The sequence below is a fragment of the Pacificispira sp. HM-600 genome (assembly GCF_977993705.1).
Genome location: NZ_OZ388079.1, coordinates 2,508,424 through 2,525,977, shown reverse-complemented (window position 1 = coordinate 2,525,977; position 17,554 = coordinate 2,508,424). Strand labels below are relative to the sequence as shown.

Here is a 17,554-nt window from a genome sequence, read left to right as displayed (position 1 = left end):
CGGGTCGTCTGTCGAAGGGTCAGATCTCGTCGATGGACGACGACTCGAACCGGCTGGAGATGTTGATGCCGAGCTCTTCCGCGGCGCGGAAAGCCTCGTCATCCGTGTCGCGGAGGTTGACCGCCGTGCCATCCGCCGAGAGGACCTCGACGTTCAGGCAGAGCGACTGCATCTCCTTGATGAGCACCTTGAAGGACTCGGGGATGCCGGGCTCCTGGATGTTCTCGCCCTTGACGATGGCCTCGTACACCTTGACGCGGCCGAGGATGTCGTCGGACTTGATCGTGAGGAGCTCCTGCAGTGCGTAGGCGGCGCCATAGGCCTCGAGGGCCCAGACCTCCATCTCACCGAATCGCTGACCACCGAACTGCGCCTTACCACCCAGCGGCTGCTGCGTGATCATCGAGTACGGGCCCGTCGAACGTGCGTGGATCTTGTCGTCGACGAGGTGGTGCAGCTTCAGGATGTACATGTACCCGACCGATACCGGTGCGGGGAACGGGTCGCCCGAGCGGCCGTCGAACAGAAGCGCCTTACCGGTGCCGTCGATCAGGCGGTCGCCGTCGCGGGTCGGCGTGGTGACATCGAGCAGACCCTGGATCTCGGCCTCGCTCGCACCGTCGAACACCGGTGTCGCGACCTTGGTGCCGGGCGCGGCTTCGAGAGCCTGTTCCGGGAGCTTCGCGGCCCACTCGGGGGTGCCCTCGACCTTCCAGCCCTGCTTCGCGATCCACCCGAGGTGGGTCTCGAGAACCTGACCGAAGTTCATGCGACCGGGGATACCGAGCGGGTTGAGCACGACGTCGACGGGGGTTCCATCGGCCATGAAGGGCATGTCTTCGACCGGAAGGATCTTCGCGATGACACCCTTGTTGCCGTGACGGCCGGCGAGCTTGTCACCCTCGGTGATCTTGCGCTTCTGGGCGATGTAGACCACAACGCGGCGGTTGACGCCCGAGCCGAGCTCGTCGTCGCCATCCTCGGCGTTGAACTCCTTGACGGCGATGATCGTGCCCTGCTCACCGTGGGGAACCTTCAGCGACGTGTCGCGAACCTCGCGGCTCTTCTCGTTGAAGATCGCGCGGAGCAGGCGCTCCTCGGCCGACAGCTCGGTCTCACCCTTCGGCGTGACCTTGCCGACGAGGATGTCGCCGGGGCGAACCTCGGCACCGATGCGGACGATGCCGCGCTCGTCGAGGTCCTTCAGCAGGTCGGGCGCGACGTTGGGGAGGTCACGGGTGATCTCTTCCTTGCCGAGCTTGGTGTCGCGCGAGTCGACCTCGTACTCCTCGATGTGGATAGACGAGAGGGTGTCGTCCTTCACCAGGTTCTGGTTCAGGATGATCGCGTCCTCGAAGTTGTGACCCTCCCAGGGCATGAACGCCACGAGCAGGTTCTTACCGAGAGCGAGCTCGCCATTCTCCGTCGCGGGGCCGTCGGCGATGACCGCACCGACCTCGACACGGTCGCCTGCCGAGACGATGACGCGCTGGTTGTAGCTCGTGCCCTGGTTGGAGCGGTCGAACTTGCGCAGGTAGTACTCCTGCGTTCCGCCCTCGTCGAGCTGGAGCGTGACGACATCCGCCGACACCTCGATGACGACACCGGCCTTCTCGGCCGTGACGACGTCACCCGCGTCGATGGCTGCGTAGCCCTCCATACCGGTACCGACCAGCGGCGAGTCGCTGCGGAGGAGCGGCACGGCCTGACGCTGCATGTTGGCACCCATGAGGGCGCGCTGTGCGTCGTCGTGCTCGAGGAAGGGGACGAGGGATGTTGCGACCGATACCATCTGGCGCGGCGAGACATCCATGTACCCGATCTCTTCGGGGTGGAAGAGGTCGACCTCGCCACCCTTCTTGCGGGCGAGCACGCGCTCTTCGACGAAGTGACCGTCGGCCTTGAGGGGCGCGTTGGCCTGGGCGACGATGAAGTCGTCCTCTTCGCTGGCCGTGAGGTAGTCGATCTGCTCGGTGACGAGACCGTCGACGACCTTGCGGTACGGGGTCTCGATGAAGCCGAAGGCGTTGATGCGCGCGAACGATGCGAGCGATCCGATCAGGCCGATGTTCGGGCCTTCCGGGGTCTCGATCGGGCACATGCGGCCGTAGTGCGAGGGGTGGACGTCACGAACCTCGACGCCTGCGCGCTCACGCGACAGACCGCCGGGGCCGAGCGCCGAGAGGCGACGCTTGTGGGTCAGACCCGCGAGCGGGTTGTTCTGGTCCATGAACTGCGAGAGCTGCGACGTTCCGAAGAACTCCTTGATCGCGGCGACGACGGGGCGGACGTTGATCAGGGTCTGCGGCGTGATGGCCTCGATGTCCTGCGTGGTCATGCGCTCGCGGACGACGCGCTCCATGCGCGACAGACCCGTGCGGACCTGGTTCTGGATGAGCTCGCCGACGGCGCGGATGCGACGGTTACCGAAGTTGTCGATGTCGTCGGTGTCCATGCGGATCTCGGCGGGCTTGCCACCGCGGATGCCGGGGAACGTCGCGTCACCGCGGTGCAGGCGCACGAGGTACTTGATCGTCGCGACGACATCCTCGACCGTCAGGACCGACGCCGAGAGCGGCTCGTCGAGACCGAGCTTCTGGTTGATCTTGTAGCGACCGACCTTCGCCAGGTCGTAGCGCTTCGGGTTGAAGTAGAAGTTGTCGAGCAGCGCACGCGCGGCCTCGGCAGCGACCTGCTCACCCGGACGGAGCTTGCGGTAGATGTCGCGGAGCGCATCTTCCTTCGTGACGATCGTGTCCTTCGCGAGGGTCTCTTCGATGGAGTCGAAGCCCGCGAACTCGGTCATGATGTCTTCGCTCGTCAGGCCCAGGGCCTTGAGGAACACGGTGACCGACTGCTTGCGCTTGCGGTCGATGCGAACGCCGACCTGGTCGCGCTTGTCGATCTCGAACTCGAGCCAGGCACCACGGCTCGGGATGACGCGCGCCGAGACGATGTCCTTGTCGGAGGTCTTGTCGGGCGTCTTGTCGAAGTACACACCCGGCGAGCGGACGAGCTGCGAGACGACGACACGCTCGGTGCCGTTGATGATGAACGTGCCCTTGCCGGTCTGCAGGGGGAAGTCACCCATGAAGACGGTCTGGGTCTTGATCTCACCGGTCTGGTGGTTCATGAACTCGGCCTCGACGTACAGCGGGGCGGCGTACGTCTTGCCGCGCTCCTTGCACTCCTCGATCGAGTACTTCTCGGGCTCGAGGTACGGGTTCGTGAACGACAGCTGCATCGTCTCGGAGAGGTCTTCGATCGGCGAGATCTCTTCGAAGATCTCCTCGAGGCCGCTGATCTCGGGAACGTCGGTGCGTCCGATGGCCTGAGCCTCGGCGACACGTGCCTTCCAGGCGTCGTTTCCGACGAGCCAGTCGAAGGACTCGGTCTGCAGCGCGAGAAGGTCGGGGACCGTCAGCGTGTCAGAGATCTTCGCGAACGAGAGGCGGGATGCTCCGCGACCGGTCTTGGGGGTGGTGGTGGATGCGTTGCGCGCAGCGGCCAAGGGAAAAACCTCCATGGGCCCGGTGAAGGGCTCGTGTTTCCTCGTCGTGGGTGGATCGCTCGCCTTCCCCGAAACTCAGGCGCCGCACGCCGCTTTCGCGGGGGGCGCATAAGCACAGCCGACCACCATATGAGGGCAGGGGGAATCTAGGAGCGCAAACATCAACTATACGTCGCGAATGGCCGATTGTCCAGTCGGATTCTTGACGAGTGTTGGTTCCTACGGTATAACCGCGCGCGCCCCTTCCTATTCCCTGGCGCTGCGACGGCGCCTTCGACAGGCTCAGGGGCCGTCGCTGAGCCACACCCCACGGTCGCCGAGCCCACATGGGGCGCCAGAATCCCGCTGGGGCGCGAGATCCCGCGCCCCACGGTCATTTCCACGCCCCAAGCAGCCGAGTGCAGGGGACGCGAGCTCGTCAGGGGTGCGGGCGGGCGTGACGGAACCGGATGCGGGTGCCCGGGCGGGCCTGTCCCAGGGCGCCGAGCGAGGCATCCGTCACGACCGCGATCACGGGATAGCCACCCGTCACCGGGCCGTCCGCGAGCAGCACCGTCGGCCGACCCCCGGGCGGCACCTGGAGGGCACCCGGCACCATCCCCTCACTCGGCAGCTCGCCCGCCATCGTTCGAACGAGTTCGGGACCGTCGAGCCGCACACCCACCCGATCCGCATCGCCCGAGACCGTCCACACCGCGTCGAAGAGCAGACGCAGAGCGGATGCCTCGAACCAGGCCTCCCGCGGACCCGGGGCGAGTTCGAGCTCCAGTTCATCGGGCGGTGGCCCCCACGGGGCGACATCGAGCGGCGGCACCGGCGTGTGCGGCGAGCGCCCCACGACGAGCCGCGTGCCGATGCTAAGAGGGTCGGGACCCAGCCGGGCGAGAGTGTCGGTCGAGAGCGAACCCAGCACGGACCCGCTGTGGCCGACATCGGCGACGCCCACGGCTTCGATACCCCCGCGGACGGCGAGGTAGGCACGCGCGCCGTGCTCGAGCCATCCGATCCGCAGCTCGGATCCGCGCCGCCACTCGTGCGCCTCGTACACGTCGAGGGGCCGTCCGTCGATCGCGACCGGCCCGAACCCGCCGGTCACCGCGATCCACAGGTCGCGTTCCGCCACAGCACGGAAGCCGCCCATCGCCACCTCGACGGCCGCGGCGCCCTCGGGATTGCCGACGAGGCGGTTGGCGATGCGCAGGGCCCCCCGGTCGAGCGCGCCCGAACGCGCGACCCCGATCGAGGCGTGGCCCGCACGGCCGAGGTCCTGCACGGTCGCGAACAATCCCGGCTCGAGCACCTCGATCGCCGCGGACGCGGGCGGTGCGCTGTACAGCGGGACGGATGCTTCGGGCTCGCCGACCTCCGGTGCAACCGCAGCCGCGCTCTGCGATCCCGCACCCGCACCCACAGCCGCAACCGCAACCGCAACCGCACCCTGCGACCCCGCGCCCGCGGCCACAGCCGCCGCCACGCGCGCGGCCACCCGCCGGAACCGCACCCGATCGCCCGGGCTCAGGAGCGCCGGCCTCGCGGCGGACGGGTCGAAGAGGGCGGCGGACGTCGTGCCGATCAGCCTCCAGCCACCCGGTGTTTCGCGCGGGTAGGCGCCGGAGAACTCGCCGGCCAGCCCCACAGCACCGATGGGTACGCGGGTGCGCGGAGAATCGAGACGGGGCACGTCGAACGCCCAGGCCGGGCTGGTCAGGTATCCGAATCCGGGCGCGAATCCGGTGAACGCGACGGTCCACTCGGCCCGCTCGTGCCGTTCGGCGAGCTCCCCGGGACCGAGGCCCAAGAGTTCTGCGGTCTCGGCGAGGTCGGGGCCGTCGTAGGCGATGTCGAGGACGATCGAGCGAGCCGACGGCGGTGCGGCCGAAGCATCCGCCCTCACGTCCCTCGCGTCCCTCACGTCCCTCACATACTCGGACCACGTCCGCTCGATCCATGAGCGCGCGGTCGCCGCGGGCACTCGCGCGGGGTCGAACGGAACGAGCACGGTGCGTGCGGCGGGCACGAGATCGCCGACCCCGTCGAGCGGTGCCGCGGCGAGCGCCTCACGGAGGGCCAGCACCCCGGCGAGGGCATCGACCTCGGCAAGGAACGCCCGCTCCCCCATCGGCAGGACGCGCACCAGACCGGCATCACGCACCACAGCGGCATCACGCACCACCGCGGGATCACTCACCACGGCGGCATCACGCACCACCGCGGGATCACTCACCACGGCAAGCCGCTCACCATGGCGGGCGCACGCCGATTCGCGCGGCGTCGAGCGCGGCGCGAACGGCACGGGCCATCGCGACGCTTTCGGGGGTGTCGCCGTGCAGGCACAGCGAGACGGCCTGGGCGACGACGAGGGTGCCGTCGATCGCCTCGACGACACCCTCGCGCGCCAGCCGCACCGCGCGCTCGGCGACGGCATCGGGGTCGTGGAGCAGGTCACCCGGCATCCCCCGCGGCACGAGCGCGCCGTCGGGCGTGTAGCCGCGGTCGAGGAAGGCCTCACGAACGAAGGGCACGCCCGCGGCTTCGGATGCCTCGGCCAGCGCGTCGCCGAGAGCCAGCACCGGCACGCCTCGGCCGAGGGAATCCGAGAGGTCGACGACCGCCCGAACGAGCGCTCGCGCCTGCTCGGGATGCGCACCGGCGGCGTGGTAGAGCGCCCCGTGCGGCTTGACGTAGCGGATGTCCGCCCCGGCCACGCGCAGGGCCTCGAGCTGCGCCCAGACGACCGCGGTCAGTTCCGCGGGCGCGAGGTCCATCGCGGCGCGGCCGAACCCGGCGCGATCCGGGTACGACGGATGCGCACCGACGGCCACGCCATGCCGCGCGGCGCGTTCGATCGCGAGGCGCATCGACGAGACATCCCCCGCGTGTCCGCCCGTCGCGACACTCGCGCTCGAGATGACGGCGAACATCGCCTCATCGTCCGCGGACGGCACTCCATCGACCGTCTCGCCGAGGTCGGCGTTGAGGTCCACGGATGCGACGGTCACGGGACCATTGTCCCGCGTGCCGCTCGGCTACCGTGGGCGGGTGAGCAGAAAGCGCGACGGCGACGACGAGGCATCCGCTCCCTCGACCCGCCTGTCGGATGGCTCGATCGCTCGCGTCGTGCCCTCGCCGTACACGACGGGGTGGGAATTGGATGTCGCCGGCACCCCCCAATCCCATGTCGATCTCGACGACCCGACACACCTCCACTTCGAATACATCGCGCGCATGGGCGCCGTCATCGACCGGCTGAAGCTCCCGGGGCAGCCCCTCACCGCCGTGCACCTCGGCGCCGGAGCGCTCACCCTGCCCCGCTACATCGCGTGGACGCGACCGGGCTCGCGCCAGCAGGTGGTGGATATCGAGCCTGCGCTGGTCGACCTGGTGCGCGCCGAGCTGCCGCTTCCGAGCGGCGCATCTATCCGGGTCCGAATCGGCGACGCGCGCGCCGTGCTCGGGCGCCTCCCTGCGGGACTCGTCGGCACGGTCGACCTGCTCATCTCGGACGTCTTCGCCGGGGCGCAGACGCCCGCACACCTGACCTCGGTCGAGTTCTACCGCGCGGCTGCCGCCGTCCTCGCCCCGGACGGTGTGCTGCTGGTCAACGTCGCCGACGGACCCGGCCTGCGCTACGCACGCCGCCAGGTCGCGACGGTCCGCGAGGTGCTGCCCAACGTCATCGTGCTCGCCGAGGTGCAGGTCTTGAAGGGTCGCCGCTTCGGCAACCTGGTGATCGCCGCATCCGCCGCCAAACTCCCGACGGCCTGGTTGCCGCGACTGATGGCCGCAGGCCCGCACCCCGCCAAGGTCGCCGAAGGCACGGAACTCGACGCATTCGTCGCGGGTGTCAGCGCCACGACGGATGCCGACGCCACCGATTCTCCGGCCCCATCGTCGTCTCTGTTCGACCGCTGAAAAAACAACGCGAAGCGAGCAGCGGCGCGCCCGGCGCGGCTCGGCCGGTTGTGCGCCCCCACGTTGCACACTGGAGGAGCGAAACACGCGGTGAGGAGGTCACGGTGAGCTACATCCACGGGTACGACCCCGAAACACTGCGCGAGATCGTGGACGTGAACGAGTGCCGCGAGCGCTTGCTGGAACTCGGCGACCAGCGGAGCCTGCCCGCCCTGCTCGAGCGCGTCTGGCTGCTGAAGGTGCTCGACCGCCTGGAAGAGGCGAGCGTCATCTCGGACGAGTCGGTGCGTGTCGCCCGCATGGCCGGCACCCGCAAGGATCTGCTGCGTGCACGCATCCTGCACGCCACCGTCCAGCAGTGGCGCGGAGCGTATGCCGCCGCCGAGCATGAACTGTCCACCTGCGCGGGTGAGGCGGAAGGCCAGGGCTGGTCTGCCATCGCGGCGTTCTCGTACCAGCACCGCGGCAAGGTGCACTACGACGCCGGCGACTATGAGTCCGCGCGTCGCGACTTCAAGCGGGCCCTGTTCCTGCGTCAGGAGTCGGGCGCACCCGATGAGCAGCTCGAAGCGACGCTGCTCGCCGTCGACGCCGCGGACCGGCGTCGAGCCCGAACGTCGGTCGCGAGCTGACGGCACTTTTCCGGAGGGCGTTGCAGCCTCCGCGACCGATGTCGTAGGGACGGTTTAGGTTTTTCGACATGTCCGATCTGCAACGCGTGCGCACGTGGGCCGATGCCCTCATCTCGCTCCATCTGGATGCTTCGTGGTCGTTCGGGTTCGACAACGCCAAGCGCCGCGCAGGGCTCTGCGACTACACGCGCAAGCGGATCAGCGTCTCGCGCTATCTGTCCGCACGCTATGACGACGACACGAACCACCAGACCTTGCTGCACGAGGTTGCGCACGCGATCGCGGGCCCGGCCGCCGGACACGGGGCACGGTGGAAGCAGGTCGCCCGCGAGCTGGGCTACGTGGGTGGCACGACGCACGCGGGCGAGACGGCGACCGAACTCGCCCCCTGGATCGGGGTGTGCCCGGCCGGGCACCTCGCGTATCGGCATCGGCGGCCGACACGGCCCGCCTCGTGCGTGAAGTGCGCGCCCCGGTTCGACGATCGCCACCTGTTCCGGTGGGAGAAGCGCGAGATCTCGCCCGCCGAGCGCCTCGCGGCGATGCAGGAGCGCTGAGCCCGAGCACGCGCTGGCCCCGGCCAGTTGTCGGTTGCGAGCGGCCCCCGGGCTCCAGCCGCTGTGCCCCAGCCGCTCAGGCGTACACGCGCAGGTCGCTCGGAACCATCCGAAAGCGAATCTCGTGTCGGCCGTCGGCATTCTCATCGAGGCGTGTCTCGAGCTCGCCGTCGTGCACGAAGACCGGGAGCGAACCTTGCTGTGGCAAGACCGCCAGCGTGAGCTCGGGCACCAGTCGACGCTCGATATCCGACGAACGCGGCATCAGGCGCAGCGCCCGCGCGACAGCGGCGGTCCGTCGGCCGAACGCGAGCGAGGCGACGGCGCGGTACCGCGGCCCACGGGCGTGCAACACCCGAACATCGAGCACATCGTCATCGACGCTCCAGCGCCGCATCGTCGCGACGCCCTGCGGATCGTTGCGGCCGACGCTGGCGAACACCGACCAGACGCGCATCCGCTCTCCGTCCAACTCGATCTCGATGGGCTCGGCTTCGCGCAGCACACCCCAGGCCGCAACGACCCCTCCGAACCACTTACCCAGACGGTCGCGGTATCCCTCGCGCCTCGCGACGAAATCCGGATAGATGCCCACCGAGCCCGCATTGAGGACGGTGGCGCCCGGTCCGCCCGTCGACAGCTCGGCAGCGGCGACGCGTATCCCCCGACCGTCGCGGAGGGCCTCGATGCCGCTTTCCACCGTGTCGGCACCGATGGCGCGAGCGAAATGATTGAAGGTCCCGCCCGGAAGCACCAGGAGCGGAAGGTCCGTGTCGCGCGCGATAGCGGCGAGTGTCGAGACCGTCCCATCCCCGCCGCAGACTCCGAGGACGCGTGGAGGTGATGAGCTCGCCAGGGCGCGGGCAGCGACAGCGGACGGCGGATCTTCCGGGTCGAACTCGCTCAGCCGTGCGTTCGGCAGCTCCTTCTCGATCTCGCTCCGCGGGTCCGTGCGGATGACCTCCACTCCCGAAGACGGATTCACGAAGATGAGCACCCCGTCACCGTCCCGGGACGCCGGGAGGTCGACGCGCTCTCCCCGCTCCGGCGCCGGCCCCTCGGGCGAGGTTCGCGCCGGCACGAGGACGCGACCCAGGAGCCCCACTCCCGCACCGATCGCGAAGCCCCCGACGACATCCGAGAGCCAGTGGGCCCGCACATGCATACGGGAGTACCCGACCGCGGCAGCGAGGGGCGCCACCACGGCACCGACGAGCGGTGCTTCGATCGCGACTCCCGTGGCGAATGCTGCAGCGCTCGCGGAATGCCCGGAGGGGAACGACGCCGACGTCGGGTACACGGCGAGGCGTCGGCGGACGGGGATGTCCGTCAACACGGGGCGCGAGCCGCCGAACACCTCCTTGCCGATGAGGTTGGCGAGGATGCTCGCCACCGCGAGCGATGCGACACCGCGGAGCGCGGCCCGCGAACGTCCGGAGACGATGAGGACGCCCGCAAGGACAAACCAGAGTCGTCCGTGATCTGCTGCGCGCGAGAGGCGGCGGTACCCGCTGTCGCGCGCCCGCAGGTCGCGCCGGGCATTCACACGACGGTTGGCGAACCGGTCGGCCCGGCGCACCCACCGCGGCATGACGGTCGTCCGGCGATGTGCAATGTGCGGCTGCCGCAGGATGCCGAAACGCATCCCCCGAGGCTACGCTGCGGCCCCGCCCCGCGGCAGTGCCGGGTCCGGCGTAAATCTGAAAGGAATGTCGGGCCGCGAGCGACCCTGAATCGCCTCACCAGGCACATCTGACTCCACCGTTCCTTTCAGATTTACGCCGGGGCCTAACGCGCGGCTCGGGCAGGGTCGCTTCGGCAGGCTCAGCGACCGGCACCGGACGATCCCTGGGCCTGACCGGCACCCACGGTCCTGAGCCTGTCGAAGGGATCGGCGAAGCTCGGCTACCGGTACCGGTGCAACACTGGGGACATGCGCATCCTGCTCAAGCTCGTGATCGACTGCGACGCGGATGCCGCGTGGCGGGCCCTGCACTCACCCCGCGCGGTGGCCGAGCTATACGGCTCGCTCGTCCGCCTCGAATCCGCCGAGCCGGGCGGCCTGCCGACACGCTGGGAGCCGGGGACGGATGCCGTCGTCGACATATCGATCGGCGGGATCGTGCCGATGGGCCGGCAGCTCATCCACGCGAGCGACCGGGTCACCCTGGACTCGCGGGGCGAGGTGCGCATCTTCCGGGACAGCGGCATTCCCCTCACCGGACCGCTCGCCTCGCTGGATGTCTGGGACCACCAGCTCGCGGTCTCACCCGCACCGGGCGACCCCGCGCGAACCCTGTGGCGCGAGCGCCTCACGATCGGCGGCCGCACCGCTCCCCTGCTGTGGCCAGGACTCTGGGCGGCTTGGCAGTGGCGGGCCCTGCGCATCCGGGCCCTCGCCCCCACGTGGGCACACGATATCGAAGCGACGGACGCGGCTGGGCCTTCCACCTGAGCCGTCTGCCTGAGCCCTCTCCCCGAGCGTGCGGGGTGAGCACGGGGCGTGACACCACCGCCCGATCACAGGCACAGCGCCCCCAGACGCCCTACTCAGCGAGCGCTTCGACGGGCGCGACCTGGGTGGCGAGTCGCGTCGGAACGACCGCGGCGACCAGCGTCAGGATGGCCGTCGCCACGACGACAACCGCGAGGGGCACGACCGGCAGCGCCGGCAGCACGAAGGTCCCCGCGGTCCCGCCGGGCACGACCGGCACGGAGCCGAGCAGCGACTGCGCACCCGCCCATCCGTACGCCACGCCGAGCACGAGGCCGAGCGCGAGGGCAGCGACGGTCACGTGGGCGGCCTCGAGCAGGATCATGCGTCGCACCTGCCCGTTCGAGAGGCCGAGGGCGCGCAGCAGTCCGAGCTCGCGGCGCCGCTGCACGACCCCGATCGTCAGCAGATTCACGAGGCCGACACCGGCGATGACGGCCGAGACCCCGACGAGCGTCATCATCACGATCGAGAAGGTGTCGAGCAGCGACGCCATGTACGGCGGCAGTTCGCCGCCTCCCGTCGCGGTCAGCACGGCCTTGGTCGATTCGATCGCGACGGCGAACATCGTCACGAGCGTGACCCCCATGACCACGCCGATAGCCATGCGAGACGAGCGTTCCGGATGCCTCAGCCCGTTCTCTGCGGCGAGTCGCGCGGTTGCCGACGAGCCGAAGGCGCGACCGACAAGACGGAGGACCGGCGGCATGACGATCGTCGAGCCGAGGGCAAGCCCCGTGAATGACAGGAGGCCGCCCAAGAATGCGACGACGACGCCCAGGGGTGTGACGATTCCGACCAGGATGCCGAGCGCAAGCAGCACCGCGCCGGCAGAGAACAGCGCGATTGCCGTGATGTTGCGTCCGGGGCGGCGGGCGAGGTCGCTGTGCGTCCGCTCGACCGAGCCGCCGAGCGCCTCGAGTGGCGTGACGGAGAGCACACGGTGCGACCCCGACCAGGCCGCGGCCCACGTCGTGAGCACGACGACAACGGCCGGCACGAGCAGTTCTGGCCGCACAAGTGGGAAGGGCACCGTCGGGCGGTCGATGAGTTCACCGGCGATCGCGACCCCGACGGCCGCGACACCGGTGCCCGCCAGCAGCCCGACGACGGCACCGATCGCGCCGACGACGAGGCCCTGGCGCGCGACCTCCGCGCGCTGCGACCGTGCCGATGCCCCGATGAGGCGCATGAGCGCGATGTTGCGGACCCGGCCCGCCACGATCGTGGCGAACGTGTTGGCGGTGACGATCGCGGCGACGAACACCGCGACACCCAGGAGCAACACGGTGAGGATGCCGACGACCACGGCGAGCGTTCCGCTCGAACCGATCATCTCGTCGGCGAACAGGAATGCGCCGATATAGCCCGTCGCGCTGATGAGCACGACGCCGAAGGCGCTCGAGAGCGCGGCGACGAGGATGCTCGCGCCCATTCCGCGCTCGCGCAGCCAGGCGAGGCGAGCGGTACCGGCCACGGCGCGCGTATCACCCGAGAAAGACAGGGTGGAAGCGGATGCCTGAGGCTCCGTCGCGACGGCGCTCACGCTCGCACCGCCCGCACGACGTCGTCTTCCGCATCGACCGGAGCGTCGTCTTCCGGATCGCGCAGAGCGCCGCCTTCCGCGGCGAGCATGTGTGCCGAGATCTGCTCGGCACTCTGCTGCGACCGGTCCGCGACGATTCGCCCGTCACCGAGGAACAGGACGCGATCGGCATAGCTCGCCGCGATCGGGTCGTGCGTGACCATCGCGATGCTCTGCCCGTGCTCGCGGGACGCCGTCGCCAAAAGCGCCAGTACGTCGCGACCCGAGCGGGAGTCGAGGTTTCCCGTCGGCTCATCCGCGAAGACGAGGTCCGGTCCGGTTGCGAGCGCCCGGGCGATCGCGACGCGCTGCTGCTGCCCGCCGCTCAGCTGATGCGGACGGTGCCGCAGCCGCCCACCGAGACCGAGCGTCTCGACCAGGCCGTCGATGCGTGCGCGCTCGAGGGCGCTCGGCCGGCGCCCGTCCAGATCGAAGGGCAGCATGATGTTGCCGATCGCGTCGAGGGTCGGGACGAGGTTGAAGGCCTGGAACACGAAACCGACGCGGCGTCGCCGCAGGATCGTCAGGTCGAGGTCTGTCGCGCCCGTGATCTCGGAGTCGCCGATCCACGCTCGTCCCGAGGTCGGGGCGTCGAGACCCGCCATGACGTGCATGAGCGTGGACTTACCGGAGCCGGACGGACCCATGATCGCCGTGAACTCCCCGCGACGGATGCCGACGGTGACATCGTCGAGCGCCCGCACCATCCCCTCGCCGGAACCGTAGGACTTGGACAGGTTGTGCACCCGGGCGGCGAGCCCGAGTTCTGTTGTGGAAATCTGCATGTCTTCGACGCTAGGGATGGCGCCCATCCCGGCGCGTCCGCCGGAGGTCGTCGCCGCATCCTTCTGAAGGATGACGTTCGTGTCGTCCCCCGAGTCCGGGGCGGGGATGCCTCAGGCGAGCCCGTGCTCGAAAGCGAAGACGACGAGCTGCACACGGTCGCGCAGCCCGAGCTTGGCGAGGATTCGGCTGATGTGCGTCTTGACCGTGGCCTCGGACAGGAACTCCCGCCCCGCGATCTCGGCGTTACTGAGTCCACGCGCCGCGAGCGCGAAGATCTCGCGTTCGCGCTCCGTAAGTCCCCCGTACGACGCGGGAACGGGCCTCGGCGCCTCGGCGAAATGGGCGAACAGGTCACGGGTCGCGGATGCCGCAATCACAGCCGACCCCGCATGCACGGTGCGGATGGACGCGAGCAAGAACTCGGGATCGGCGTCTTTCAGCAGAAACCCGCTGGCCCCGCCCCGGATGGCGCGAGCGGCCGCCTCGTCGAGATCGAAGGTGGTGAGCATGACGACGCGGGGTGGCCCGTCGGAAGAAGCGGGGTCCGCATAGGCGGGATCGGCCAGGATCTCGGCCGTCGCGCCGATGCCGTCGAGCACGGGCATCCGAATATCCATCAGCACGACATCCGGACGCGTTTCGCGCACGACCCGAACCGCCTCACGACCATCGGATGCCTCGGCGACGACCTCGAGATCGGCCTGCGAGGCCACGAGCATCCGGATGCCCGCCCGGAAGAGGGCCTGATCGTCGACCAGTGCGACGCGGATCATGCGAGCTCTCCCGCCAGCGCCGCGGCGAGCGGAAGGGATGCCGCAACGACGAACTCTCCGGACGCGGCGCCGGCCGTGAGTGTGCCGCCGGCGAGGTGAGCGCGCTCACGCATCCCGATGAGGCCGTGCCCGGAGCCGGAGGTATCTTCACCGGGCACATCGTGCGGGTTGAGGCGCGCATCACCCGCCATGTGTGCCAGACGAATGCGGTTGCGGACCGCGAGATCGACGCGGTCGGGATGCCAGGCGAGCACAACGGACACCGCACCACCATCGCCGTGCCGGAGGGCGTTGGTGAGCGCCTCCTGCAGGATCCGGTACAGCGCGAGCTGCACGGCGGCCGGCGGATCCGCGCGGGGCGTGGGCTCGACGTCGACGTGCAGAGCCACGCCGGCCGCCCGCACCTGGGCATAGAGCGCCTCGAGGTCCGCGAGGGTCGGCTGCGGGCCCTCCGCCTGGCTGTGTCGCAGCTGCGTCAGCAGCAGCCGCACGTCGGAGAGGGCCGCCCGCGCCGTCGTCGAGATCGTGCCGAGAGCGGATCCGGTGGCCTCAGGATCCGTCGCCGCCGCGTACCGCGCACCGTCGGCCTGAGCGATGATGACCGCGAGCGAGTGGGCGACGACATCGTGCATGTCGCGCGCGATCGTTGTGCGCTGCTGCTCCGCGATCGCCTCGTCCTGCGCCCGCATCTGGGCCTCGCGGTTGGCCCGCGCGCGGAGTGCCGTCCGCACGAGTGCGCCGACCGTCCACGACAGCAGCAACGCGAAGGTCGCGGCGACCCAGACCGCGAGTCCCGCGACGAGATACTGCCCGAGGGCGTCCGTGATGCTCCAGCCGCCGCGCAGGAGGGGCGGAACGATCAGATAGAGCGAGATGAGCGCCGCGCCGAGAACCCCGGAGGCGAAGGCCAGCCACATCACCAGGCGCGCACCATACGCCGCCGCCGCATAGAGCACCCCGAAGATCGCGACGTTCACGAGCAATGGCGAGAGCCCGAGCGCCATCTGCACCAGCGCCCCCGCCCACACGGCAGCGAGCGCAAGTGCGGGGCTCGCCCGGCGCAGGGCGAGCCCCGCACTGAAGATCACGACCACGGGCAGTATCTGCCAGGCGACGGTGCCCGAGGAGCTGGCCCATAGCACCCAGCCCGCGGAGACATCGGCGAAGACCGCGATGATGAACAGCAGCCCGGCTATGGTCACGTCGACGGCCAGTTGGTACGGCTTGAGGGGGCGGAACACGCTTCTCACGGTACGGGAGCGCGCGAGCCGAGGCATCCGTCTGTGGATGTATCTGACGCCGCGTTTGCGGTTCACTCAGGCGGGCAGGATCGGTCGGTTTTCGTAGAACGTCTGCAGCACGACGGTCGTTCGCGTACTCACCGACGCGACTCCCCGGATGCGGCGGATGAGCGTCTCGAGTGCGCGCGGTGACGCAACCCGCACGAAGAGCATGTATGCCGCGTTGCCGGCTATGGAGTGACACGACTCGATCTCGGTGATGTGCTCGAGCAACTCGGGAGCATCGTCGGGCTGCGCGGGGTCGAGCGGCGTGATCTCGATGAACGCCGCGAGAGGCTTGCCGACGGCTTCGACATCCACGATCGCGCGATACCCCGCGATGACGCCCCGTGTCTCGAGTCGCCGCATCCGGGCCTGCACGGCCGAAACCGACAGCCCGACGGCCTCGGACAGCTGCGCGAGGGTGGCGCGGGCATCGCGCGAGATCGCGCGCACGATCGACAGATCAACCGGGTCGTCGAGAACCGCAGGATGACGATGCAGTTCCTGATCTTCCATGTGGTGATCGTATCAACAGGAATATTTCCTGCTGACGAGCGGCACGACCATACATCTTCCTACAATTCTCGAGATGGCGCGTGGGCGCAGCACGGAGCGGAGACGGACATGACGATCGACACGACCCTGGACAGCGGCACCGCCGCAGGCGTGGTCGGTGACGTCGAGACGAGCGCCGCCTGGATCTCGCTCCGCGATGCGGCGGTCGACCTGCAGGCGCTGCAGGCGCAGGATGGCTCGATCCCCGATCCCGCGCAGCATGCCGCGGCTGCGGGGCTCGTCGACACGATCGTGCGTGGCATCCGCGAGCTCGCCCCGCTCTTCCCTCACGATGCGGCGTACCTCGAGGCATCCGTCGGCGACTTCGAGCGCTGGGTGCGCAGCCGCTTCGGGGTACCGGACTTCCACGACTCGCTCGTTGCCTTCCAACCCCAGCAGCACCGCGTCGACGGGCTGCGACACCTCGTCGTCTTCCCGATGTACACCCAGAACGGATCGAGCAACCGATACGTCGAGGCCCTGATCGTCGAAACCATCTGGCCCGAGTTCATCGCCAGACTCGAGGCCGGCGACTACACGAACCGGCTGTTCGTCTCACTGCGCCTGATCGACTTCACGCCCGGCTACGACACCAATTCGGCCGTTCTCTTTCCCGAGACGGTCGCGGTGCGCGAGATCCCGACCTTCACGTGGGGCGCGATCTTCCAGGATCGCGAGGCCGCCCGCTACCGCCGCGTGGTGCGCGCCGCCGCCGAGATCACCCGCCTCGAGCTGCCGGCGGACGCCGCGCGCCTGCTCGATGACCACGCCCTCGCCGAGCGTACCTTCGTGATGTGGGACATCATCCACGACCGCACCCACATGCGCGGCGACCTGCCGTTCGACCCGTTCATGATCAAGCAGCGGATGCCGTACTTCCTCTACTCGCTCGAAGAGTTGCGGTGCGACCTGACCGCCTTCCGCGAGTGCGTTGCGATCGAGAAGCGTCTGTCTGCGGGAGACGGAGAACTCGACGTCGAGACGCTCGAGCACGCAAAGCTCGTGCAGTACGCGGTGATCTTCGATCGCATCTTCCGCTTCGCGATCACGGGGTCCCGGGTTCGCAACTACGACGGGCTCGGCGGGCAGCTGCTGTTCGCGTGGCTACACCAGCGCGGGGTGATGCACTGGACCGACACCCGACTCACCCTCGACTGGACCGACGTGCCCGCGGCGGTCGTGGCGCTCGCCGATGCGATCGACGAGTTGTACTGGCGCTCGATCGACCGTCCGAAGACCGCGCACTGGCTCGCCGCATACGAGTTGATCCGCGGGGTTCTGACACCCCACCCGGGGTCGGTGTGGGCGCAGGGCCTGCCCCGAGACATCCTGATCGGACCGCCGAAGGGCTTTACGGACGCGGTGCTCGACGACGAATTCCCCCTGTCGATGTTTTACGAGGCCCTCGACCGCAAGATGGCACCGGTCATCGCGTCGACGAGCGGCATTCGGGGCGATGCCTGACC

Annotated in this window: 14 protein-coding genes; 5 read left to right on the top strand and 9 right to left on the bottom strand. The window is 69.3% G+C overall.

Translation table 11 applies throughout. The features are described 5' to 3' along the window. Positions 1–19 precede the first annotated feature (19 nt). The 3 genes from rpoB to ACXZ1E_RS12070 all read right to left on the bottom strand — a co-directional run bounded on the left by rpoB (position 20) and on the right by ACXZ1E_RS12070 (position 6,510). Positions 20–3,526 (bottom strand): DNA-directed RNA polymerase subunit beta, encoded by a 3,507-nt coding sequence (rpoB, locus tag ACXZ1E_RS12080; RefSeq protein ID WP_458351955.1) that lies wholly within the window; start codon positions 3,524–3,526, stop codon positions 20–22. Between the two features lie 403 nt (positions 3,527–3,929). After that, positions 3,930–5,735 carry a 5-oxoprolinase subunit B/C family protein gene (locus ACXZ1E_RS12075; protein ID WP_458040735.1) on the bottom strand — a complete coding sequence of 602 codons (1,806 nt, stop codon included), beginning with the start codon at positions 5,733–5,735 and terminating at the stop codon, positions 3,930–3,932. A gap of 13 nt (positions 5,736–5,748) precedes the next feature. Then, positions 5,749–6,510 (bottom strand): 5-oxoprolinase subunit PxpA, encoded by a 762-nt coding sequence (locus tag ACXZ1E_RS12070; protein ID WP_458040734.1) that lies wholly within the window; start codon positions 6,508–6,510, stop codon positions 5,749–5,751. A gap of 40 nt (positions 6,511–6,550) precedes the next feature. Here ACXZ1E_RS12070 and ACXZ1E_RS12065 point away from each other — a divergent pair, with 40 nt between their 5' ends. The 3 genes from ACXZ1E_RS12065 (at position 6,551) to ACXZ1E_RS12055 (ending at position 8,612) form a co-directional block, all read left to right on the top strand. Then, positions 6,551–7,423 carry a spermidine synthase gene (locus ACXZ1E_RS12065; RefSeq protein WP_458040733.1) on the top strand — a complete coding sequence of 291 codons (873 nt, stop codon included), beginning with the start codon at positions 6,551–6,553 and terminating at the stop codon, positions 7,421–7,423. Between the two features lie 104 nt (positions 7,424–7,527). After that, entirely contained in the window at positions 7,528–8,055 is a 528-nt protein-coding gene (locus ACXZ1E_RS12060) for a hypothetical protein (protein WP_458040732.1), read from the top strand. 68 nt (positions 8,056–8,123) lie between these two features. Then, entirely contained in the window at positions 8,124–8,612 is a 489-nt protein-coding gene (locus tag ACXZ1E_RS12055) for a SprT-like domain-containing protein (protein WP_458040731.1), read from the top strand. A 76-nt stretch (positions 8,613–8,688) separates the two neighbouring features. Here the strand turns inward: ACXZ1E_RS12055 and ACXZ1E_RS12050 are convergent, their stop codons facing one another. Then, a complete protein-coding gene (locus ACXZ1E_RS12050; protein ID WP_458040730.1) occupies positions 8,689–10,257 on the bottom strand; it encodes a phosphatase PAP2 family protein in 1,569 nt (522 codons plus the stop codon). 288 nt (positions 10,258–10,545) lie between these two features. Between ACXZ1E_RS12050 and ACXZ1E_RS12045 the strand changes: the two genes are divergently transcribed. Next, complete coding sequence (locus ACXZ1E_RS12045; protein WP_458040729.1) at positions 10,546–11,067, top strand: hypothetical protein; 522 nt, start codon at positions 10,546–10,548, stop codon at positions 11,065–11,067. A gap of 91 nt (positions 11,068–11,158) precedes the next feature. Here ACXZ1E_RS12045 and ACXZ1E_RS12040 read toward each other — a convergent pair whose 3' ends face one another. From ACXZ1E_RS12040 to ACXZ1E_RS12020, 5 genes are all read right to left on the bottom strand, one after another. Then, complete coding sequence (locus ACXZ1E_RS12040) at positions 11,159–12,652, bottom strand: FtsX-like permease family protein (RefSeq protein ID WP_458351954.1); 1,494 nt, start codon at positions 12,650–12,652, stop codon at positions 11,159–11,161. Continuing rightward, positions 12,649–13,476, bottom strand: coding sequence for an ABC transporter ATP-binding protein (locus tag ACXZ1E_RS12035; protein WP_458040728.1), 828 nt, complete (start codon positions 13,474–13,476; stop codon positions 12,649–12,651). Before ACXZ1E_RS12035 ends, ACXZ1E_RS12040 begins: the two co-directional genes overlap by 4 nt. A gap of 111 nt (positions 13,477–13,587) precedes the next feature. After that, the gene (locus tag ACXZ1E_RS12030; protein WP_458040727.1) at positions 13,588–14,250 is read right to left on the bottom strand and encodes a response regulator; all 663 of its coding nucleotides are present in this window, start codon (positions 14,248–14,250) and stop codon (positions 13,588–13,590) included. Next, positions 14,247–15,491 carry a sensor histidine kinase gene (locus ACXZ1E_RS12025; RefSeq protein ID WP_458040726.1) on the bottom strand — a complete coding sequence of 415 codons (1,245 nt, stop codon included), beginning with the start codon at positions 15,489–15,491 and terminating at the stop codon, positions 14,247–14,249. Before ACXZ1E_RS12025 ends, ACXZ1E_RS12030 begins: the two co-directional genes overlap by 4 nt. Positions 15,492–15,566: 75 nt before the next feature. Then, the gene (locus ACXZ1E_RS12020; RefSeq protein WP_458040725.1) at positions 15,567–16,049 is read right to left on the bottom strand and encodes an Lrp/AsnC family transcriptional regulator; all 483 of its coding nucleotides are present in this window, start codon (positions 16,047–16,049) and stop codon (positions 15,567–15,569) included. 108 nt (positions 16,050–16,157) lie between these two features. On the opposite strand from ACXZ1E_RS12020, the gene ACXZ1E_RS12015 reads away from it, so the two are divergent. Beyond that, positions 16,158–17,552, top strand: a complete 1,395-nt coding sequence (locus tag ACXZ1E_RS12015; protein WP_458040724.1) for a DUF6421 family protein — start codon at positions 16,158–16,160, stop codon at positions 17,550–17,552. Positions 17,553–17,554 lie beyond the last annotated feature (2 nt).